22 protein-coding genes and 1 pseudogene are annotated in these 18,736 nt (G+C 68.0%); 10 read left to right on the top strand and 13 right to left on the bottom strand.

Annotated features, from left to right (window positions below; translation table 11 throughout):
• The first annotated feature begins 57 nt into the window (after window positions 1-57).
• On the top strand, window positions 58-1,005 hold the full coding sequence (locus G6N51_RS06350; RefSeq protein WP_158086263.1) for an SMP-30/gluconolactonase/LRE family protein: 948 nt from the start codon (window positions 58-60) through the stop codon (window positions 1,003-1,005).
• Here the strand turns inward: G6N51_RS06350 and G6N51_RS06345 are convergent.
• Together G6N51_RS06345 and G6N51_RS06340 are read right to left on the bottom strand one after the other, a co-directional pair.
• The gene (locus tag G6N51_RS06345; protein WP_083175468.1) at window positions 1,002-1,850 is read right to left on the bottom strand and encodes an SDR family NAD(P)-dependent oxidoreductase; all 849 of its coding nucleotides are present in this window, start codon (window positions 1,848-1,850) and stop codon (window positions 1,002-1,004) included. The genes G6N51_RS06350 and G6N51_RS06345 overlap by 4 nt on opposite strands.
• On the bottom strand, window positions 1,847-3,094 hold the full coding sequence (locus G6N51_RS06340) for a hypothetical protein (RefSeq protein ID WP_083175535.1): 1,248 nt from the start codon (window positions 3,092-3,094) through the stop codon (window positions 1,847-1,849). Before G6N51_RS06340 ends, G6N51_RS06345 begins: the two co-directional genes overlap by 4 nt.
• 235 nt (window positions 3,095-3,329) lie before the next feature.
• On the opposite strand from G6N51_RS06340, the gene G6N51_RS06335 reads away from it, so the two are divergent.
• On the top strand, window positions 3,330-3,887 hold the full coding sequence (locus tag G6N51_RS06335; protein ID WP_083175465.1) for a TetR/AcrR family transcriptional regulator: 558 nt from the start codon (window positions 3,330-3,332) through the stop codon (window positions 3,885-3,887).
• Here the strand turns inward: G6N51_RS06335 and G6N51_RS06330 are convergent.
• Window positions 3,884-5,053 carry an acyl-CoA dehydrogenase family protein gene (locus G6N51_RS06330; RefSeq protein WP_083175462.1) on the bottom strand — a complete coding sequence of 390 codons (1,170 nt, stop codon included), beginning with the start codon at window positions 5,051-5,053 and terminating at the stop codon, window positions 3,884-3,886. The genes G6N51_RS06335 and G6N51_RS06330 overlap by 4 nt on opposite strands.
• Window positions 5,054-5,076: 23 nt before the next feature.
• Here G6N51_RS06330 and G6N51_RS06325 point away from each other — a divergent pair, with 23 nt between their 5' ends.
• Entirely contained in the window at window positions 5,077-5,583 is a 507-nt protein-coding gene (locus G6N51_RS06325; protein WP_083175459.1) for a hypothetical protein, read from the top strand.
• Here G6N51_RS06325 and G6N51_RS06320 read toward each other — a convergent pair whose 3' ends face one another.
• On the bottom strand, window positions 5,584-5,793 hold the full coding sequence (locus tag G6N51_RS06320; protein WP_083175456.1) for a three-helix bundle dimerization domain-containing protein: 210 nt from the start codon (window positions 5,791-5,793) through the stop codon (window positions 5,584-5,586).
• A gap of 80 nt (window positions 5,794-5,873) precedes the next feature.
• Here G6N51_RS06320 and G6N51_RS06315 point away from each other — a divergent pair, with 80 nt between their 5' ends.
• The 4 genes from G6N51_RS06315 to G6N51_RS06300 all read left to right on the top strand — a co-directional run bounded on the left by G6N51_RS06315 (window position 5,874) and on the right by G6N51_RS06300 (window position 9,273).
• Complete coding sequence (locus G6N51_RS06315; RefSeq protein ID WP_083175453.1) at window positions 5,874-6,500, top strand: TetR/AcrR family transcriptional regulator; 627 nt, start codon at window positions 5,874-5,876, stop codon at window positions 6,498-6,500.
• Window positions 6,497-7,153 carry an enoyl-CoA hydratase-related protein gene (locus G6N51_RS06310; protein WP_083175450.1) on the top strand — a complete coding sequence of 219 codons (657 nt, stop codon included), beginning with the start codon at window positions 6,497-6,499 and terminating at the stop codon, window positions 7,151-7,153. The genes G6N51_RS06315 and G6N51_RS06310 overlap by 4 nt, the downstream gene beginning before the upstream one ends.
• 148 nt (window positions 7,154-7,301) lie before the next feature.
• Window positions 7,302-8,495 carry a condensation domain-containing protein gene (locus tag G6N51_RS06305; RefSeq protein WP_232078215.1) on the top strand — a complete coding sequence of 398 codons (1,194 nt, stop codon included), beginning with the start codon at window positions 7,302-7,304 and terminating at the stop codon, window positions 8,493-8,495.
• Between the two features lie 16 nt (window positions 8,496-8,511).
• Window positions 8,512-9,273 (top strand): Rv3717 family N-acetylmuramoyl-L-alanine amidase, encoded by a 762-nt coding sequence (locus G6N51_RS06300; protein WP_083175445.1) that lies wholly within the window; start codon window positions 8,512-8,514, stop codon window positions 9,271-9,273.
• A gap of 12 nt (window positions 9,274-9,285) precedes the next feature.
• Here G6N51_RS06300 and G6N51_RS06295 read toward each other — a convergent pair whose 3' ends face one another.
• On the bottom strand, window positions 9,286-10,032 hold the full coding sequence (locus G6N51_RS06295; RefSeq protein WP_163750662.1) for a cutinase family protein: 747 nt from the start codon (window positions 10,030-10,032) through the stop codon (window positions 9,286-9,288).
• Window positions 10,033-10,264: 232 nt separating this feature from the next.
• On the opposite strand from G6N51_RS06295, the pseudogene G6N51_RS29540 reads away from it, so the two are divergent.
• Window positions 10,265-10,498, top strand: a pseudogene (locus G6N51_RS29540) (acyl carrier protein); the annotation flags it as partial.
• Between the two features lie 164 nt (window positions 10,499-10,662).
• Window positions 10,663-12,150, top strand: coding sequence for a flavin-containing monooxygenase (locus tag G6N51_RS06285; protein WP_083172764.1), 1,488 nt, complete (start codon window positions 10,663-10,665; stop codon window positions 12,148-12,150).
• A 61-nt stretch (window positions 12,151-12,211) separates the two neighbouring features.
• On the opposite strand, the gene G6N51_RS06280 is transcribed toward G6N51_RS06285, so the two are convergent.
• From G6N51_RS06280 to G6N51_RS06250, 7 genes are all read right to left on the bottom strand, one after another.
• The gene (locus G6N51_RS06280; RefSeq protein WP_232078531.1) at window positions 12,212-12,745 is read right to left on the bottom strand and encodes a fasciclin domain-containing protein; all 534 of its coding nucleotides are present in this window, start codon (window positions 12,743-12,745) and stop codon (window positions 12,212-12,214) included.
• Window positions 12,746-12,880: 135 nt separating this feature from the next.
• Window positions 12,881-14,632 carry a cytochrome c biogenesis protein DipZ gene (locus G6N51_RS06275; RefSeq protein ID WP_083172853.1) on the bottom strand — a complete coding sequence of 584 codons (1,752 nt, stop codon included), beginning with the start codon at window positions 14,630-14,632 and terminating at the stop codon, window positions 12,881-12,883.
• 99 nt (window positions 14,633-14,731) lie between these two features.
• Complete coding sequence (locus tag G6N51_RS06270) at window positions 14,732-15,304, bottom strand: fasciclin domain-containing protein (RefSeq protein ID WP_372510277.1); 573 nt, start codon at window positions 15,302-15,304, stop codon at window positions 14,732-14,734.
• 204 nt (window positions 15,305-15,508) lie between these two features.
• The gene (locus tag G6N51_RS06265) at window positions 15,509-16,207 is read right to left on the bottom strand and encodes an anti-sigma factor (RefSeq protein WP_083172766.1); all 699 of its coding nucleotides are present in this window, start codon (window positions 16,205-16,207) and stop codon (window positions 15,509-15,511) included.
• Window positions 16,204-16,767 (bottom strand): sigma-70 family RNA polymerase sigma factor, encoded by a 564-nt coding sequence (locus tag G6N51_RS06260; protein ID WP_083172767.1) that lies wholly within the window; start codon window positions 16,765-16,767, stop codon window positions 16,204-16,206. Before G6N51_RS06260 ends, G6N51_RS06265 begins: the two co-directional genes overlap by 4 nt.
• Before the next feature lie 98 nt (window positions 16,768-16,865).
• A complete protein-coding gene (locus G6N51_RS06255) occupies window positions 16,866-17,186 on the bottom strand; it encodes a DUF202 domain-containing protein (RefSeq protein WP_083172768.1) in 321 nt (106 codons plus the stop codon).
• A complete protein-coding gene (locus G6N51_RS06250; RefSeq protein ID WP_249026001.1) occupies window positions 17,183-17,539 on the bottom strand; it encodes a YidH family protein in 357 nt (118 codons plus the stop codon). Before G6N51_RS06250 ends, G6N51_RS06255 begins: the two co-directional genes overlap by 4 nt.
• A gap of 35 nt (window positions 17,540-17,574) precedes the next feature.
• Here G6N51_RS06250 and G6N51_RS06245 point away from each other — a divergent pair, with 35 nt between their 5' ends.
• The gene (locus G6N51_RS06245; RefSeq protein WP_083172770.1) at window positions 17,575-18,285 is read left to right on the top strand and encodes a haloacid dehalogenase type II; all 711 of its coding nucleotides are present in this window, start codon (window positions 17,575-17,577) and stop codon (window positions 18,283-18,285) included.
• Here the strand turns inward: G6N51_RS06245 and G6N51_RS06240 are convergent, their stop codons facing one another.
• A complete protein-coding gene (locus tag G6N51_RS06240; RefSeq protein ID WP_372510287.1) occupies window positions 18,286-18,693 on the bottom strand; it encodes a hypothetical protein in 408 nt (135 codons plus the stop codon).
• Between the last annotated feature and the right edge of the window lie 43 nt (window positions 18,694-18,736).

Below are 18,736 nucleotides of genomic sequence, written 5' to 3'. Positions count from 1 at the left end.
TCGTCAAAATAGCCCGCGACTGGGACGTCGTCTTTCCGCCCGCGGATAATGCCCGGCATGGGTGAGACCCTTGCCGTCACCGGTCTGCATCCCGTCGGGCGCGGCGTGGAACGGCCGGAACACGTTATGGTGGCGGGTGATGGTCGCGTGTTCGCCTCCGACAAGGCCTCGGCAGTCGCCGAACTCATCGATGAGCACACCGTTCGACACATCGGCGAGGCGGGCGGGGAGCCGAACGGCATCGCGCTCGACCGCAACGGCCACTTTCTGATCGCCAACTTCGGCTCGAGCGTGCTGCAGGATCTCGATCCGCAGACCGGCGAAATCGCGACGCTACTCAGCGGACAACTCGACGGACGCCCGCTGCGATGGCTGAACTTCGTTCTGGTGGATTCGACTGGCGCCCTGTGGTGTTCGGTGAGCACAATTGCTGAGGACCTCATGGACACCATCGCGCGCGGCACCGCCGACGGGTTCATCTTTCGGGTCGCACCAGATCGCCAATCGGCGCAAGTGGTCGCCGAAAAGGTGAACTTCCCCAACTGTATGGCCCTAGACCGCAATGAGGACTACCTGTACGTCGTCCGCACGGTGCAGGCAGACGTGGTGCGGTTTCCGATCGAGGGCGAAACACTCGGTCCGCCAGAGCGATTCGGCCCGCCGCTGGGCGGCCGGCACCCCGACGAGTACGGTCCCGACGCCGGCCGGTTCCTGGCCGACCCGCAGGTGGGCCGCCGTTGGGGGATGGCCGACGGATGCGCATTCGACGCGGAGGGAAATCTCTGGGTCACGCTGGTTTTGGCCAACAGGATCGTTGCGATCAGCCCGGACGGCACAGCGACGGTAGTCCTGGACGATCCCGAGGGCGCGTTATTGAAAAGCCCGACCAGCATCGCCTGGGGCGGCCACGACATGCGCGACATCTACATCGGCTCGATCACGACCCCGTACGTGCTCAAGGGGCGAAGCTCGGCGCCGGGCTTGCCGCTAATCCATCAGCGCTAGCCGTCCGACGGCCCGGGCCTCATGAAGTCCGGCAGTGCGTCCTCCGGGTTGGCCGGGATCGATGATTCCCGCAGCCCCCACAGCTGCCGAATGGTGGCACCGCCGTCGACGACGAGCGTCTGACCGGTGATGCGGGCGGCCAGCTCGGAGGACAGGAACAACGCGGCGTTGGCGACGTCATGCGCGCGGGGCGCCGCCAGCGGATTGATCCCGTTGACGTTGTACTCATCAGGCGGCTGATCCTCGTTGCCGGAGCCCACATTGCCCGGCGCGACCGCGTTGGCGCGAATGCCGTATCGCCCCAGTTCATCTGCGAAGGTCTTCACGAGCGAGATGACGCCGGCCTTGGCGGCGCCGTAGGCGGCGTGGTAGGTCGCCGACGCGATGCCGTCGACCGATGCAATCGCGACCAACGATCCACCGCTGCCCTGGCCGATCATGTACCGTGACGCGGCCTGAAAAAGATAGAACACCTGGGTCAGGTTGTAATGGATTGCCGCGTCCCACAACTCGGTGGTGAAGTCCTCGACCTTCGACCAGGTCGCCCCACCGATGATGTCGACGCACACGTCGATGCCGCCCAGCGCCGCCTCGACATCGTCGATCGCGCGGCCCACCTGCTCGGCGTCGGTCATGTCGGCGACGATCGGGACGGCGGTGCCGCCTCTGGCGACGATCTCGCCGGCAATGCGCTCCGCGCGCTCCTCATCGATATCGATGCAGGCCACCGAGGCACCCGCCTCGGCCAAGGCCAACGACGTGAACCAGCCGTGACCTGCGCGCTCGGGGATGTAGCCCGCCCCCGAGACCACCGCACGCTTGCCCGACAGTCCCAAATCGATCACGCCGACTGGTGTTCCTCGAGTCCAGAGCTGCTCGCCTGAGAGCCATCGTCGCTATGCCCGCCGCGGAACGGCTCGACCAGGTGGGCGCCCAGCCAAACGAGCCCTCGGCCCACGCCCACAAGCGCCTGGCCCGTCACGGATCCGGCGGCCCCCAATGTGGCGACCGTGGCATCGAGCAGGCTCGGGATGTGGAAGTCCTCCCACGTCTCGACCTGGTGCTGGCGAGCCTCCGCGAAACGGTCGAGCTCGTCGCGCAGCGCGGCGCGCTGCTTGGCCAGCTCGCGCACCGCCCGGAAGCGAAAGCCGTCGATCGCATGGGACTTCGCGAACCGGTCGAGGATCTCCTTCGCGCTGCCGTAGATCTCGATGTCTTCGCGCAGATGATGGTCGACGAGCGCGCGGGCCTCGTCGATCGCCCGCAGCAGCTGCTCGGGTTGCGTCGACTCGATGCGCGCGAGGTTCAGCCGCTGCCATTGGTGCAGCGATTCCTCGGTGATCACCAGCAGGCTCAGCGCGTCGCCAAGCCGGTTGTCCTCGAACGCGTTTCGCAGCGTCTCCGCGCGCTGCTGGACGGGCAGCTTGGGATCGAAGGAGGCCAGGATGCGGCTGACGTGGTTGCGCAGCTGCTCGACGGTGACATTGAGCGCGGGGCCCAGGACGGCCACGGAATCCCAGTACGCGTCGGGCAGCGACCCGTACTTCTCCAACGAGTCGACCATCCGCGAAATCGTCAGGTGGTTGCCCAGGACGTCGCCGGCGCGCTGGGCCCGGGCCACGTCGAGCACCGCTTCGACCTTGTCCTCCACCCGGCGGACCGCGTCCTCCACCTGAGCGACCGCCGACTTCAGCGCCACCTGCACCGCGATCATCTGCGCCGACATCATCGCTTCGGCGCCGAGCACGGCCGGTTGCCACTGGAGTTGCGCCAGGAGCTCGCCGGCGTCGACGCCGGTGGTCATCCGGAAGAAGCCCTCGCCGAGGGGGACGAGGTTGCCTTCCCGCAACGCGTCCACGGTGTCGCGATGCAGCTGCACGTACTTGCCGGAGTCGGCCAGTAGCGAAGCCACCCCGACGAGCCCGCCCGCGAGCGAGGCGGCGTCGATCCCGGCGACCCGCATGCCCTGCCCGGCGATCGCGCGCAGCCGCGTCAGGTAGGACTCGACGGCGGCGGGGTCGCCGCCCAGCAGCAGCGCCTCGTCGTGGCACGCGACCACGACCTCGTCGACATCGGTCCCGGCCGGCACGTCGAACACCTCGGTCGTGCTCACGGCACCCCCTGATCCTTCGGCCCAAGCAAGCGGCCAACAGTTAACAGGAATTTGTCGGCTAGCAAATCCGGACGTTACACCCATGTGTCGGGCCGACCGCTTGCCTTTGCCGTGTGTTCGGGAGGAATTCACCGACGACGGCGGGCGGCCGTGCCGGGCGCGACCGTGCAAGCCTCTAACCTGCGCTTCCGCGCACCCGTAACCTTCACCTATGCCCGCGCGCAAGCCCCGCCGCCTGTCGGTGCAGGACTGGCTGCAGGCCGGCTACAGCCTGCTCGCCGAGCAGGGGCTGCGCGCGCTGAAGATCGAACGCCTGTGCCAGCAGGCGGGCGTCACCCGCGGCAGCTTCTACTGGCACTTTCGGGACATGGACAGCTACCGGGCCGCGCTGGTCGAATCGTGGAACACCTTCCTGGAACAGGACCGGCAGTCGCTGGCCGAGCTCGACGCGCTGCCGCCGCGGGAACGGCTGTCGGCCATGATGACGGCGCTGACCAGCCCGGGGCATTGGACGCTGGAGCGCGCGATGCGCGAATGGGCCCGTACCGACCCGGCCGCCGCCGCCAACGTCCGCGCGGCCGACCGGCGCCTGCTGCGCGCCGTGACGAAGGCCTACAGCGACTACGGCTTCGGCCCCGACGACGCCACGTTGCGCGCCCAGCTGACTTTCGCTGCCGGCATCGGCCTGCTGCACCTGGCCGGCTCGGCCCAGCAGGCGGCAAGAGCTGCGCAGCGCGAAGAATTCCTTGAACTGATGCTCAAGGACTAGACCATCGCGATCGGGGAGATCTTGGCGCCAATCGCCAACGCCCCGGCCAACTCCCGGCTCACGTCGTAGTCGAACACCACATGCCCGGCCGCGATGTCCACGTCGCGCTTGAAGCGCTGCAACGGGTTCGACAGGAACTGCGCGCTCGCGCCGGAGGCCTCCACCAGATCGGCGATCACGGCCTTACTCTCGTGCACCGTGTGGGCGGCCGCCAGCCGCGCCTCGGCCCGCACCGATCGGCTCACCCGTTCACCGCGGACCACAAGGTCCTCGATGCCGCCGGCGGTCTCGTCGACCAGCGCCCGCAGGCCGCGCAGGCGGACCCGCGCACTCGCCAGTCGGATCTGCGCGGCGGGCTGATCCTTCTGCGCCACACCGCTATACGCCAGGACCCGGCCGCCGAGCCGCTCGGCGAACAGCTCGGTGACCCGTTCGGCGGCGCCGAGCACCGGCATCGACGCGACCAGCGCGAGGGCGGGCACCATCGGCCAGCGATACGTCGGCGCGTCATGCGCCCGCGCACCCGGCGCCGTCCCGGCATAGATGTCGGCCACCGAGACCATGCGATCGTCTGGGACGAGCACGTCGGTGACGATGACGTCGTGGGAACCGGTGCCCCGCATGCCCGCGGTGTGCCAGGTGTCGGCGACCTCGACCTGGTCGGCGGGCACCAGCGCGAGCACCGGGTCGATCCGGTCCGGCCGCTCGACGAGCGCCCCGACCATCACCCAGTCCGCGTCCATCGCGCCCGTGGCCCACGACCACCGGCCGGTCAGGCGCACCCCGCCGTCGGCCGGGGTGCCGCGCCCGGTGGGGGCCAGGGGAGCCGGCGCCAGCACCGGTCCCGAGGCGAACACCTCCTCCTGGGCCCGCATGTCGAACAGCGACAGCATCCAGTTGTGCAGGGCGTAGAAGCCCAACGTCCATGCGCTCGAGGCGCAGCCGTGGGCCATCCGCCGAATCGGTTGCAGCAGTTCGGGAAACGACGCCTGGATGCCGCCGAAGCGGGCCGGCAGCAGCAGCCGAAACAGGTCGGTCTGCCGGAACTCGTCGACCGTCGCCGCGGGCAGCCGGCGCAGCCGCTCGGCCTCCTCGGCGCGCTCGGCCAGTCGGGCGACGAAGTCGTCGGTGATCCCGTGCAGGTGACGGTCGTCGACCACGGACATGGCGCCGACCGTACCATACTATTTTGTACGGTCACGACCGGCGCCGGCGCGAGCAAACTTCACCGGCCGCGGCCGAAAAGGGCTACAACTGCAGCATGGAAGCGAAGGGCCTGGCGGCGGTGGCGGTCGCCATCGCGATCGGGGCGGGCCCGGCGACCGTCGCGTATGCGGATCCGTTTCAGCAGTTCCAATCGCCGTCGGGCGACGTCACCTGCGTGATGGCGGCCTTCCGGGGCGACGCGCCCCGCGCGTCCTGCGGCGTGGTGGACCCGACCTACGTGATGCCGCCGCGCCCGCAGTCGTGCATGGGGGCGTTCGGCGACCAGATCGACCTGGTGCAGGGCAGCTCACCGGCCATGGCCTGTCACACGGACACCACTCGCGGCAGCGGACTGCCGACGCTCCCGATCGGCGAGACGCGTTCCGTCGCTTCGCTCACCTGTAAGGGCGAGCCCGCGGCCATCACGTGCACGGACGCCGGCACCGGCCACTTCTTCCGCATCTCGCGTAGTTCGTACGAGCTGAAGTAGCTAGTTCGACCTCAGCCGGAGTTGCTCGCGGGTGTGTTTCTCCACGAACAGCGGGACGAAATCGCGGACGCGGCTGTGTGTGAACCGGGAATGCTCCTCGCGGATGAGGGCGTCGATTTCCTTTTTTGGGACCCGCGGGAACTCGTCGACGAGTTGCCGCTCGAGGTCCGCCAACAGCATCTCTTCGTTGACCTGAGTGACCTTTCCCATGCGCAGGGGGTTCCCGATCGTCGCCCGCCGTCAAACGGGTGCAGTTAGTAACAGAACATTCGCTCTGTTACTATGCCGGAATGCCGCGTCCACGGGTTCACGACCAGGACCAGATCCTGGATGCCGTCGAACGGTTGGCCGTGCGGTCCGGGCCCGCCGCGGTGACGATCAGGGCCGTCGGCGACGCGATCGGGGTGTCCAACGGCGCGCTGTATCACACGTTCGGCTCGCGAGCGGGACTCGTCGGGCGCGCCTGGCTGCGGGCCGGGCACCGATTCCTCAGCGCGCAGGGCGAATTGATCGACGCCGCACCCGAGGGGGACGGCGTCGCCGCCGTGGTGGCGGCGGCCGAGGCGCCGGCGGTCTTCGCCGCAGGCTATCCGGAGTCGTCGCAGCTGCTGCTCACCGTGCGCCGCGAGCAACTGCTCGGCCCGGAGACCCCGGCGGATATCGCCACCCAGTTGCGCGAGCTGGACCGGCTGCTGGTGGAGACGATGATCCGGCTGGCCCGGCGCCTGTGGGACCGCAGGGACGCGGCGGCCGTCGACGTCATCACGATGTGCGTCGTCGATCTTCCGACGGCGATCCTGTTGCGCCGCAACCGTATCGACGACCCGGACGCGCGTCAGCGGTTACGCGCCGCCGTTCACGCCGTGCTCGACGCCGGCGCGCCCCCGCCCAAGACCAAGAGAAGGGACACGACATGACACCGACACTCAGTTGGGACGACAAGATCGCGGTGCTGCACCTCGGCGAGGACGAGAACCGGTTCTCCCCGCAGTTTCTCGACGCCATCAACGGGCGGCTCGACGAGATCGAGAAGGCCGGCGCCCAGGGGCTGGTCACCACCGCGGCCGGCAAGTTCTACACCAACGGGCTCGATCTGGACTGGCTCGGCGCGCACGCCGACCAGACGCAGTCCTACGTCGCGCGGGTGCAGGCTCTGCTGGCCCGCGTCCTGACCTTCCCCGTGCCGACCGCCGCCGCGGTGACCGGGCACGCCTTCGGCGCGGGCGCCATGCTCGCCATGGCCCACGACGTGCGGGTGATGCGCGCCGACCGGGGGTTCTTCTGCTTCCCCGAGGTCGACATCCGCATCCCCTTCACCGACGGCATGGCCGCGCTGATCCAGGCCAAGCTCACGCCCCGCGCCGCGGTGGCGTCGATGACGACGGGGCGGCGCTTCGGTGGGCAAGAGGCCGCCGACTTCGGCATCGTCGACGCCACCGCCGCCGAGCGCGAGGTGACCGCGGCGGCCAGCGACCTGCTGCGCCCGCTGGGCGGCAAGGACCCCGGCACGCTCGGCGCGATCAAGCAGACCATGTTTCGCGGGGCGGTGCGGGCGTTGACCGACGTCTGAGCGGCCCGCGCGTTAAGCGGCTGATGCGATCGTGTGAAATCCGCCGCACGCCGGGCCGTTTCGCGGCGGCGGTGAACCGAGCAGCGATCGGCGCCGTCTGCTCGGTATGCCCCTCGAACAAGCCACGTTGATCCGTCCGATTGGTGCTATGGAACGGCTTTTCTATCGCTACGGCGAGCGTCATCCAGTTCATTTCGCGCTCGTGGCGGAGTTTGACGAAGTGATTGCCGCCAACAAACTGAGGCCGGCGCTCGCCGCCGCCCAGCGACGACATCCCGTGTTGTCAGCACACATCGAGGACCGACCCGGCACGCGGCTCGGCCTATATCGCGCCCCCACGGTCGCACCGATCGAGTTGACCGTGCGCCGCAGCCCGGAATCGTCGTGGGAGACCGCCGCGGCCGAGGAGCTCAGCCGCCCGTTCGACCGTTCGCGGGCGCCGCTGATGCGGGCGTCGTTGCTGCAGGGGCCGGCAGGCAGCGTGCTTCTGCTGACCTTCGACCACACGGTCGCCGACGGGATTTCCTCGGTGCTGGTGCTCAAAGACGTACTCGCCGCGCTCAACGGCGACAGCGTGCCGAATTTGCCTGTGGCGCAGGCACAAGAGGATCTGACCGCCGGAACGCTCGGCGACATGGCACCGTTAGAGCTGCCCGACGATCCGAGGATGCGCACGCCCAGCTCCATCCGGCCCTTCGACGGCGCGCTGACGAACGTGCACACCCTCGCGATGTCGGAAGTGGACACCGCGAGACTGGCCCAGCGGTGCCGCGCGGAACGCACTACGGTGCACGCGGCGCTGGTGGTCGCCATGTGCCGGGTGCGCGCCGCCGAGCGCGGCGAAGACTTTCTGCGCGTGCTGAATCCGATCAACTTCCGGGCGCTGATCGGCGTCGGAGACGACTGCGGGCTCTACATCCAGGCGACCTGGACCGGATTGTCGCCGTGGGACGGAACGCCGTTCTGGGACCAGGCGCGCGCGACGACCGCCCACCTCGACGCCGCGCGGTCGGCGCGGGGAATCCGCACCGCATCGCTGGCCGTCGAGCAGGCGATCACCGTCGACGCCGAAGCCGACCATGCCGAAGAACTGTTCACCCGGGTGTGCCCGTTCGACATGCTCGTCACCAACCTCGGCATGCAGAACCTTGACGGCACCGGTCCGCTGCGGCCCACGGCGGTGTGGGCTCCGGTGGTTCAAAGCCAGACCGAGGGCGAGCACGTCACCGGGATCACCACCTTCGAGGGCATGCTGCGGATGACGACCTGCGGCTACAGCGTGCCCGCCACCTTCTTGAAGAGCGTCGGGGACGCCCTGGTGGCTGCCGTCGAAGAGCACTGATTGTTACCATCGCGCGGTGAGCGACCGCGCCGGCCTGGGACCCATTTCGCGGCGTGACGTGCTGAGATTCGCGCCGGTGCTGCTCGGTGCCGGGGCGCTGACAACCGCCCCACGCGCCTCCGCCGGCCTGGCCGGGGCGGCCGTCTTCCTCGACCCGGGCCACAACGCCGTCAACGACGCCTCGATTAACCAACAGGTCCCCAACGGCCGGAGCGGGACCAAGGCGTGCCAGACCTCGGGTGCCGTCGCCGACGACGGCTACCCCGAGCACGCCTTTACCTGGGCCGTCGTGACGCTGATCAGCCAGTCGCTCAACCAGATGGGCGTTCGCACCCAACTCTCCCGCGACAACGACAACTCGGTGGGCCCCTGCGTGGACCAGCGCGCGGCGGCGGCCAACGCGATGCGCCCCGATGCGATCGTGAGCATCCACGCCGACGGCGGACCGGCATCCGGCAGCGGATTCCACGTGAACTATTCCACCCCGCCCCTGAACGACGTGCAGGCCGGCCCGGCCGTCCAGCTGGCCACCATGATGCGGGACGCGTTGGTGCGGGCGGGTTTTCAGCCCGCCAACTACATCGGGTCGGGTGGTCTCAACGGCCGCGACGACCTCGCGGGACTCAACCTGGCCCAATACCCGGCGATCCTCGTCGAACTCGGCAACATGAAAAACGTCGAGGACGCCGCGCGCATCCAGAGCCCCGACGGCCAAGCGAAGTATGCCGCCGCGGTCACCCAGGGGATCGTCGCCTACCTGAACGCCAAAGCCGGGTAGCCGAGCGGTCGCTCAGCCGACGAAGCCCCTGACCGGCGGGGCGCCGCTGGTGCCGGCGTCGAGGTGGCTGGAGGCGAAGGCGACGCCCTTGTCGATCATGGCGCCGTCGTCGGCGTAGGTGTTGTGGGCGGCGAAGTTCATTCCGTCGGAGCACACCGGGTCTTCGGTGGCGCAGACCTTGATGGTCTTGTTCTGGTATGCCGGGCCGATGACGACCGGCGGTTCGCCGAGGAAGTTCATGGCGCGCACGTTGGGGGTGCCGAACAGCACGACGGAGGAGACGTGGTCGGCCACCGAGGGGTCCAGGGGTTTGGGCACGGTGTTGGGGTCGACGCCGTCGGGGACCGCGGGGGAGGTGACAAAGCCCATCACGGCCGCGCCCTGGGAGTAGCCGCCGAGCACCATTTTGGTGTTGGGGCAGTCGTGGGCCATCGAATTGATATGGACCGCGGCGTCTCTGATGCCGTCGACGCCGGTGTCCCATTGGTCGCTGGCGGGGTAGTTGACCGGGTAGACGTCGAAGGACTTGGTTCCCAGGCGTGCGTGCAGGGCGTCGACGAAGGCTTGTCCGGTGGGGCCGACGCCGGGGGCTTCGCCGGTGCCGCGGGCGAACACGACTTGGACGTCGGGGCATTGGGCGGCGGCGGTGGGTAGGAGGGAACCGGCCAGAGCCGAGGCGCCGAGGCCGGACGCCGCGGCGACTGCCGGAACAACGAAACGGGCTATTTGACGTGCGATCATGCCGCAGGATGTGCCCATGCCGGGAGCCTCCCAAACTATGCGTTTTGCGAACAAATCCGTTGTCGTTTCCTGTATACCGCTGTGCGGCGGCGCGCGCCGGATGAGCGGCGCGTGTCGGCGCACCAAATGAGCCCATTTTATGGTCCGCGCGAGATGCCGTCATCCCGAATCGCCCCGGACCGTCGTTTGGCGCCGTTTCGCGTGGGTAGCCGGTCCGGCGAACACGCTCACGACACGGAAGGGTGATGACATGGTCACGGGCGAAACGGGTTTCGACGACGTAACTTTCGACCTCATCCCCGGCCGGTACCACTCGCTGAGGGCCGGACACGACCACGTGCAGTACGTCCCCGACGCGAAAAGCGCTGGCATGGGCGACGTCGCGGCCTTCTTCAGCGACGCGATGGCGCAAGATTCCGAACGCGCGCGGCGATGCCACGGGTTTGCGGGCCGCCTGCGGACGACGAGCTCGGCGGGGCCGGCGGGGCCGGTAACGAGAACGGTGACGCCTCGCGCTGATGTCGGCAAGGTCACATGCCGGCAAACACGCATGCGTCCCACGCACAGCTCTATTAGAATTCCGTAAGATTAGTGAAAGTTCTTTGTGTGTAAGCGCGGAGCAAGACCAAGTAAGCACGGAGCGAGGCTGTGAACACGGACCGTTTCGACGCCGTTATCGTAGGCGCCGGTTTTGGCGGCATCGGCGCCGCGATCCAGCTCAAGCGTCTCGGGTACGACAACATCGCCATCCTCGAACGTGAGGACGACCTGGGCGGTACCTGGCACGTCAACCACTACCCGGGGATCGCCGTCGACATCCCGTCGACCACCTATTCGTACTGGTTCGAGCCCAACCCGGACTGGTCGCGGCTGTTCGCGCCGGGCGCCGAAGTCAAGAAGTACGCCGTCGACATCGCGGACAAGTACGACGTGCGCCGCTACATGCGGTTCAACACCACGGTGGAAGGTGCCCAGTGGGACGAGGACGCCGCGGTGTGGCGGGTGGCACTGGCCGGCGGGGAAACCCTGACGACCCGCCTCCTCATCACCGCCACGGGTTTCCTGTCCCAGCCGCGCATGCCGGATATCCCCGGGGTCGGGAGCTTCGAGGGCAAGGTGGTCCACACCACCGCCTGGGACCACGACTACGGCTATCAGGGGCGGCGCATTGCGGTCATCGGGACCGGGGCGTCGGCGGTGCAGGTCATTCCGGAGCTGGCCAAAGAGGCCGCGGAGCTTACGGTCTACCAGCGCACCGCAACCCACGTGCTGCCGAAGTTCGATTTCGAGTTCCCCATGGGGGTGCGGCGGCTGTTCGCCCGGGTGCCGGCGGCCCAGCGTGCGCTGCGGTGGGTGACCGACGTCATCCTCGAGGTCATCATGGTCGTCGGGGCGCTGCACTTCAAGGAGTCCCGCGGGCGGGGCAACATTTCCGCCTCCGACCTGGCCAAGATCAACCGCTTCCGGTGGATCCGGGACAAGGCACTGCGCGAGAAGTTCACGCCGGACTACGACCTGGGCTGCAAGCGGCCGACCTTTTCGAACACGTTCTACCGCGCGTTCACCCAGCCGCACGTGCACCTGGAGACCACCGGGATCGCGCGGATCGAGGCCGACGGCATCGTCACCGCCGACGGGCGTAAGACCGTGATCGACACCTTGGTCCTGGCGACCGGGTTCGACTTGTGGGAGGCCAACTTCCCGGCCATCGAGGTGGTCGGCCGCAAGGGCCGCAACCTCGGAAAGTGGTGGCGGGAGACCAGGTTCCAGGCCTACCAGGGCGTCACCATGCCGTACTTCCCCAATTACCTCAGCCTGGCCAGCCCGTACGCCTTCTCCGGGCTGTCCTTCTTCCACACCATCGAATACCAGATGCGGCACATGGACCGGCTGCTCGGCGAGGTCAAGCGTCGCGGTGCGACAACCTTCGAGGTGACCGAAGAGGCCAACGACCGGTTCATGGAGCGGATGACCAAACGGCTGGACAACACGGTCTTCTACTCCGGCAACTGCGCGACGTCGCGCTCGTACTACTTCAGCCCCAGCGGTGAGGCGTCGCTGCTGCGGCCGACGTCGACGTTGAACTCGGTGCGGGAAGCTGCGACCTTCCCGTTCAGCGACTACGTGATCGCCTAGCCACACCTGCCACACCAGCCCCGGGCCGGGGCTGGTGCGGCGAGCGTGGCTGAGTGCGTCATTACGCCGGCGGCATCAGCACCGTGTCGATCATGTACACGGTCGCGTTGGCTGTGGGCACGCCACCGCACACCAGACCCGCGTTGTTGACTCTCAGGCCGTTGCCCTGGCCGGTCACGGTCACGTTCGCGCCTTGAACCGTCTTATGCGAGCCGGCGACCATCGTCGGACTCAACTGACCCGGCACCACGTGATAGGTCAGGATGCTGGTGAGCAGCTGCGAGTCGGTCTTGAGCTTGTCGATGGTGGCGGCTGGCAGCTTGTTGAATGCGGCGTCGGTCGGTGCGAAGACCGTGTACTGGCCGTTGTTCAAGGTATCGACCAGGTTGACATTCGGGTTCAGCTTGCCCGACAGCGCAGCGGTCAGGGTGGTCAGCACCGGATTGTTGGACGCCGCCACCGCCACCGGAACCTGCGACATTCCATCCACCGACGCCGGGCCGCTGGGGTTGGTAGCCGCGTAATCAGAGCAGCCGGGGCCCACCAGATCGGCCGCCGCCGCGCTCGGAGCGGTCACCACACCCAGACCCAGCATCGCCGCTACCGCGAACCCTTTCGCTGCCACCGACGTCCCGTGTGCTTTCATCGCGTTTGACTCCTTTGGTTGGTCCGACATTTGATGAGTGATTCGGAGCCCGGACACCTTCGGATTGGTGCAGGGGTAAAAGTTTCAGCCGTACGTGAACGAATACACCTGCAGCGCTCGGTCGGCGCGCACCTCGAGGGTTCCCGATTGCGAGTGCTCGCCGGAGACGATCTGGTGCGACGTCGGCGGCCCGCTGATCGGAATCGCGACGGATCGTCCGTCGCGGGTGACCGTGAGGGATCCGGTGCCGCCGGCGACGATGTAGACGTTCTTGGCGTGGTAGTTCAACCTGATACTGGACTGGTTGCCGGCGGCGGTGGCGCCTTGGTAGTCCAGCGACCACGGACCTTTCAGGGCGAAGCTATCGGCGGCCAGGGTGGGCGGATAGTCGAAAGTTGTTGTGCCTTCGTCGTATAGCCCGCCGCCGCCATAGTTGACGACCTTGCCGACGCCGAAGTAGGTCTCGGGCGTGGTCTTGTCTGGCAGGGTCGAGCGGCTCGTGTCTGTTGGCGGTGGCAGCTTGAGCCCGGGATGCGTGGCCACGATCAGCTGCCTGATCAGATCCTCGGTCACGTTGTAGTCGCCCTCCCCAAATTTGATGTGGCGCACTTGGCCGGTGGCGTCGATCAGATACTCCGCCGGCCAGTAACGGTTGCGGTAGTTCGTCCACGAGGAGTAGCCGTTGTCCAACGCGATCGGGTAGGCGACATCCAAGTCAGCGGCGCCTTTGGCCACATTGCCGGGCACCTGTTCGAACGCGTACTCCGGGGTGTGGACCCCGATGACCTCGAAACCGTCGCCCTTGTAGGCGTTGTACCAGCTGACGACGTGCTGGATGGCGCGTTGGCAGTTGATGCACGAGTACGCCCAAAAATCGATCAGCACGACCTTGCCGCGCAGGGACGCAAGTGTGATCGGTTGGTTGCCGGGAGTGTTCAGCCAACCGGCGATGCCCTTGAGATCGGGTGCTTGGCCGCAGCTTTCGAGCTCCCGGCCGCTGTCGCTGCAATTGGACAGCTGCGCGTTCTGGTCGTTTACGATGCCACCGAGGTTGAGCTTCTCCCGGACCCCGCGGTCGGCCGCCAATCGTTGTTGCAGCCCGCTGGTGTAGTCGGGAACGGCCCGTTGCAGAGCCGCGGGAACATTGAACACCAGTCCCACCGCAAGCGCGATCATCACGATCCCGGCCGCGACCCGGATCTGCCGCTGCCGCCGTCGAAACGCTCCCACCCGCTGAGCCACCCGATGGCCAGCCAGTGCGAAGACGAACAACGGCAAGGCGGCGCCCAGCGCGAAACTGCCAGTCAATACGACGGTGCGCAGGCCGAGGGGAGCCGTGGCGCCGGCCACCACAATCGCGGCGAGAATGGGCCCGGCGCACGGGACATACAACACACCGAGCGCCAGGCCGAGACCGAACCCGCCGCCGCCGAACCCCAACTGCTTCTGCGGGATACGCGCAAACGGACGCTCCAGTAATCGCTCGACCCGCGGGAAGATCAGGCCGAGACCGATGGCGACCAAGGCGACCAGAGCGACCCAGCGGATGGCGTCCTGCGGCAGGTGCACCAGCGACAGCAGTGTCGAGCCGGCCAACGTGACCGCGGTGAAGCTGAGCACCAGACCGCCGATGACCAGGTAGGGGCGCGCACTGCGCGACGTGCGTTCCGGCCTGACCGCGACGTCCACGCCCGCGCCGGAAACCGGCTGTGGGGCAGGGTCATCGGCGCCACCCTGCGCGCCGGCGAAGAAGATCACCGGCAGTACCGGCAGGATGCACGGCGATACGCCGGTGATGAGACCTCCGACGAAGCCGATCAGCGCAATGGTGAGCATGAACGTCATTCGCTGCCAGGGGCGCCGCGGATTGGTGCTGCCGCAAAGAAAAACAGCCCGGCCGAAGCCGGGCTGTTCATCCCCGATGGGCAGGCGAGCTCACTGGCCTGGCGGCATCAGCACCGTGTCGATCATGTACACCGTGGCGTTGGCGGTGTGCACCCCGCCGCACACCAATCCGGCGTTGCTGACCTTGAGGTCGTTGCCCTGACCTGTCACGGTCAGCTTGGCGCCCTGCAGGGTCGTGTGGTCACCGTCGACCTTCATCGGGCTTGCCTGACCCTGCACCACGTGGTAGGTCAAGATGCTCTTGAGCAGCTGCGAGTCCGTCTTGAGCTTGTCGATGGTGGCCGCCGGCAGCTTGTCGAAGGCGGCGTTGGTCGGTGCGAAAACCGTGTACTGGCCGTTGTTCAACGTGTCGACCAGGTTGACGTTCGAGTTCAGCTTGCCCGACAGCGCCGAGGTCAGCGTGGTCAGCATCGGGTTGTTGGACGCGGCCGTGGCGACCGGGTCCTGAGCCATCCCGGCGACCGACCCGGGGCCGCTGGGGTTCTCCTTGGCGTAGTCGCCGCAGCCCGCACCGATGAGGTCGGCCGCCGGATCGGCCGCGGCCGACGTCGTCGCCGGACCCGCCATGCTGCTGGTTACCGTTGCCGTGCTGCTGCTCGTCATCGGTCCAGACGCCGACTTGTTGGTCGAACACGCCGAAAAGCCAACTACCGCAATCGTCGCGAGCCCTGCCGCAGCGATTGTCCTGGCCCGAACGTTGATCATCGCGTTTGCACTCCTTCTCCATGGACGGCATGAAGCGCCGCCTTTCGACCGGACGGGAGTGATTCGGAGACGACGCGGCCGCGGACGGGTCAGAGTTGAGATTCAGCCCAGGGGCAACGCGGCCAGTATCGTTCCGGTCGGCCGCGGCGAGCCGGTTCCGGGTTCGACGGTGAACGCCAGGGTGGTCGACGATCCGAGGTTGGTGAGCGTCGCGGTGGTCGACGGCGCCACGGCCGCCGTGCTCATCGTCCCGGCCGAGGTCGGGCCCTTGTCGCTCAGTAACCACATTTGGTAGACGGTCCCGGGCTTCGGCGGTGGGACGTTGTTCATCACCAGCACACCGGCGTTGCGGTCGTGGGAAAAGACAACGGTGGCAGTGCCATTGCCGAGCGGCCCGGAAACGGTGCGCACGTCGGGGGCCGCAAAGACCTGCTCGGCGATGGTCGACGGCGGGTGCGGACGCATCAGTATCCCGACGCCGAATGCGGCGGCACCGACCACCACCGCTGCCGCCGCGGCCGCCAAAACGGCGGTGCGCCAACCGTATTTGCGCTCATCGCGGGCAGGTATCGCCGCCAGCGTGGCGGCCCGCAGGCGCGCCGGTGGTTCGACGGCCGTCGTCGCCGAGACGATCGTCATCGTCTCGCGGATGGCACGGACTTCGTCGTCGAAGGCCGCCGCCACCGCTCGTGGCGCGGCCGCCACCCGCCGCTCGATTTCGGCGCGGTCCTCGTCCGACACGGCATCCAACGCGTATGGCGTTGCGAGCTCGAGCAATTCGAATTCGTTCGGTTCCGTCATGGCACTTCCAGGCAATTACGCAAGGCGCGCAGCGCGTCGCGCATGCGTGACTTGATCGTCGACAGATTCGCGGCCAGCCGGTCCGACACTTGGCTGTAGGTGAGTCCGTCGTAATAAGCCAACTGGATACACTCCCGCTGCGTGTCGGTCAACGCGCCCAGGCATTCGACGACGCGGCGGCGCTCGTCACCGGCGATCGCCGAATCGGCGACGACGTCACTGGCGGGGTCTGCGCTGGTCGCGGCGTAGCGGGAATCCCGCTTGCCGGATGCCGCCTCGGCCCGCACCCGGTCGACGGCCCGCCGGTGCGCGATGGTCAGCAGCCACGACAGAGCGGAGCCCCGACTGGAGTCGTAGCCCGGCGCCGTCCGCCACACGTCGCAGTAGACCTCTTGGGTGGTCTCCTCGCTGTACCCGGAATCGCGCAGCACCCGCATCACCATGCCGTACACCCGACTCTTAGTGAGGTCGTAAACCGCGGCAAACGCGTCCCGGTCCCCGCGCGCGACCTTGTGCAGCAGCGCGTCCAGGTCCTCGCTGGGCGTGGGCGGTCCGGTCATCGATCGGTAGCCTAGCGCCAGGCAGCTGTCCACTCCCGTAATTCGTTGCCGAAGACCGGGCGGACGATGTTTCGTCCTCTGTGAGGACGAACACCGTGCTAGATCAGTTGGGCGAGCGCGGTGACGACGGTGAGGGCCAGCACCGCCGTCCCGATGATGTACACCTGACGCCGGGGGGTGAGTCGCTGCGGGAGGGGCCGCTGCTGCAGGGTGTGCTGGCGGTGAACGGCGATGGCGAAGGTGCTCAGTGCCAACGCGCCGGCCAGGGCGGCGGGGATCAACCCCCTCGGCCCGACGGAGCCGTGCAGGTTCCTGATCATCAGCAGCGCGCCGTTGGCCAGGAACGCGAACGACGTCCGCGTCCAGGACAGCGTCGTCCGCTCGGCCTGACCGCCGTGGTCCGCCGTCGACTCGCTCAAGCGATGACCGACTTCGCGATCACCAACGCGATCGCGATCAGCCCGACCACGGTCAGGCCCACCGCCAGGTAGGTCGGTGAGGGATGACGCGGCAACGGGTCGCCGCGGCGCATGGCGCGATCCGCCTGGTGCCAGCGCAGCAGCCCCATTCCGCTGGTGAGGACGGCCAGCACCGCGAGCCCGACGCCGAGGACGCGCCGCGCGCCGGGGACGGCCAGCTCGGGGACCAGCTGCACGAGGGCCACCGCCGCGGCGAGCAGCCCCAGCGCCGTGCGCTGCCAGGCCAGGAACGTCCGCTCGTTGGCGAAGGTGAACCGGTAGTCGGGCTCGTGTTCATCGGCGCTATCGGCCACCAGGACATCGTAGATTCATGCGCGCTACAGGTTGCATGATTGCGCGTGTGGTCAAGGCGCTGCTGTTCGACGTGCAAGGCACGGCGACGGACTTCCATTCGACCGTGTGCGCGGAGGCGCGGCGGATCAGCGCCGGCCGGCACCCGGGGGCCGACTGGCCCGAGCTGGTGCGCCGTTGGCGCGCAGCCTACTTCGCGACGCTCGACGTCGCCGAGCGCCGGGGCACCTCATGGGTGCCGGTCCACTCGGTCTATCGCCGCGCGCTCGACCGCGTCCTGGACCAGCTGGGCATCCGGTTCTCCGACTCCGAAAAGGACGACCTGACCCTGGCCTGGCGGCGGCTGACGCCCTGGCCGGACGTGGTGCCCGGGCTGACGCGCCTCAAAGGCGCCTACACGCTGGCCACCCTGTCCAACGCCGACGTGTCGGCGGTCGTCGAGATCTCCAAGCGCGCGGGCTTGCCCTGGGACGCCATCTTCACCGCGGAGATGGCCGGGGTGTTCAAACCCGACCCGGCGATCTATCGGATGGCCGCGACCTATCTGGGTTTTGACGCCGGCGAGATCATGATGGTGGCCAGCCACAAGTACGACATCAGCGCCGCCGGGCGGCTCGGGTTCCGGACCGCCTTCGTCGCCCGCCCGCTGGAGTTCGGCGCCGGCGGCGAGGCCGACGTGACCTATTCCGACGAGTTCGACGTCAACGCGTCCGACTTCCTCGACCTGGCAGGGCAACTCGGCTGCTGATCAGCGATGCGCCGATCCGGTCAGGGGCTGCCCATTGGCGGCCTGCAGCAGGCAGATGACGGTGCTGGGCGTGGGATTGGCCCCGGTGCGGTCCTGATTCGAGTCGATCAGGTAGGTGATCGAAAACGGGCTGCCCTCAGCGGGTCGGCCGGTGTACGGAGCGAACCCGGCGGCGCAGTCCTTGTTCGCGACGCCCGCGACCGCGGTGTCGACGGCCATCGGTGCGCGCAGGTACACCTCGGCCAAATGCGCCGTCGCACAATCGACTACGGTGACGGTCACGCGGCTCAGGTCTGGCGGGGGCAGGTCGGCCACGCACTCGCCGGCCTGCAGGTCGATCCACTTCTCGGTGTGCGAGCCCTGGGGAAACGGCGCGGCGGTGGCCGTCGCGCACCAGCCCAACGCCATTAGGGCGGTCAGGCCGCATACCGGGTAAAACGCCCGCATGCAC

The sequence above is a fragment of the Mycobacterium paraseoulense genome (assembly GCF_010731655.1).
Lineage (GTDB): Bacteria > Actinomycetota > Actinomycetes > Mycobacteriales > Mycobacteriaceae > Mycobacterium > Mycobacterium paraseoulense.
Note: the sequence above shows the minus strand (reverse complement) of the source record. Positions and strands in the feature narration are given on the sequence as shown.

Excerpts from the sequence above, each read along its gene's own strand:
- G6N51_RS06350 (WP_158086263.1), top strand. The coding sequence starts at position 58 with ATGGGTGAGACCCTTGCCGTCACCGGTCTGCATCCCGTCGGGCGCGGC.
- G6N51_RS06335 (WP_083175465.1), top strand. The coding sequence starts at position 3,330 with ATGCCCGCGCGCAAGCCCCGCCGCCTGTCGGTGCAGGACTGGCTGCAG.
- G6N51_RS06330 (WP_083175462.1), bottom strand. The coding sequence starts at position 5,053 with ATGTCCGTGGTCGACGACCGTCACCTGCACGGGATCACCGACGACTTC.
- G6N51_RS06320 (WP_083175456.1), bottom strand. The coding sequence starts at position 5,793 with ATGGGAAAGGTCACTCAGGTCAACGAAGAGATGCTGTTGGCGGACCTC.
- G6N51_RS06315 (WP_083175453.1), top strand. The coding sequence starts at position 5,874 with ATGCCGCGTCCACGGGTTCACGACCAGGACCAGATCCTGGATGCCGTC.
- G6N51_RS06310 (WP_083175450.1), top strand. The coding sequence starts at position 6,497 with ATGACACCGACACTCAGTTGGGACGACAAGATCGCGGTGCTGCACCTC.
- G6N51_RS06305 (WP_232078215.1), top strand. The coding sequence starts at position 7,302 with ATGGAACGGCTTTTCTATCGCTACGGCGAGCGTCATCCAGTTCATTTC.
- G6N51_RS06295 (WP_163750662.1), bottom strand. The coding sequence starts at position 10,032 with ATGGGCACATCCTGCGGCATGATCGCACGTCAAATAGCCCGTTTCGTT.
- G6N51_RS06280 (WP_232078531.1), bottom strand. The coding sequence starts at position 12,745 with ATGCTGGGTCTGGGTGTGGTGACCGCTCCGAGCGCGGCGGCGGCCGAT.
- G6N51_RS06275 (WP_083172853.1), bottom strand. The coding sequence starts at position 14,632 with ATGCTCACCATTGCGCTGATCGGCTTCGTCGGAGGTCTCATCACCGGC.
- G6N51_RS06270 (WP_372510277.1), bottom strand. The coding sequence starts at position 15,304 with ATGACGAGCAGCAGCACGGCAACGGTAACCAGCAGCATGGCGGGTCCG.
- G6N51_RS06265 (WP_083172766.1), bottom strand. The coding sequence starts at position 16,207 with ATGACGGAACCGAACGAATTCGAATTGCTCGAGCTCGCAACGCCATAC.
- G6N51_RS06260 (WP_083172767.1), bottom strand. The coding sequence starts at position 16,767 with ATGACCGGACCGCCCACGCCCAGCGAGGACCTGGACGCGCTGCTGCAC.
- G6N51_RS06245 (WP_083172770.1), top strand. The coding sequence starts at position 17,575 with ATGATTGCGCGTGTGGTCAAGGCGCTGCTGTTCGACGTGCAAGGCACG.
- G6N51_RS06240 (WP_372510287.1), bottom strand. The coding sequence starts at position 18,693 with ATGGCGTTGGGCTGGTGCGCGACGGCCACCGCCGCGCCGTTTCCCCAG.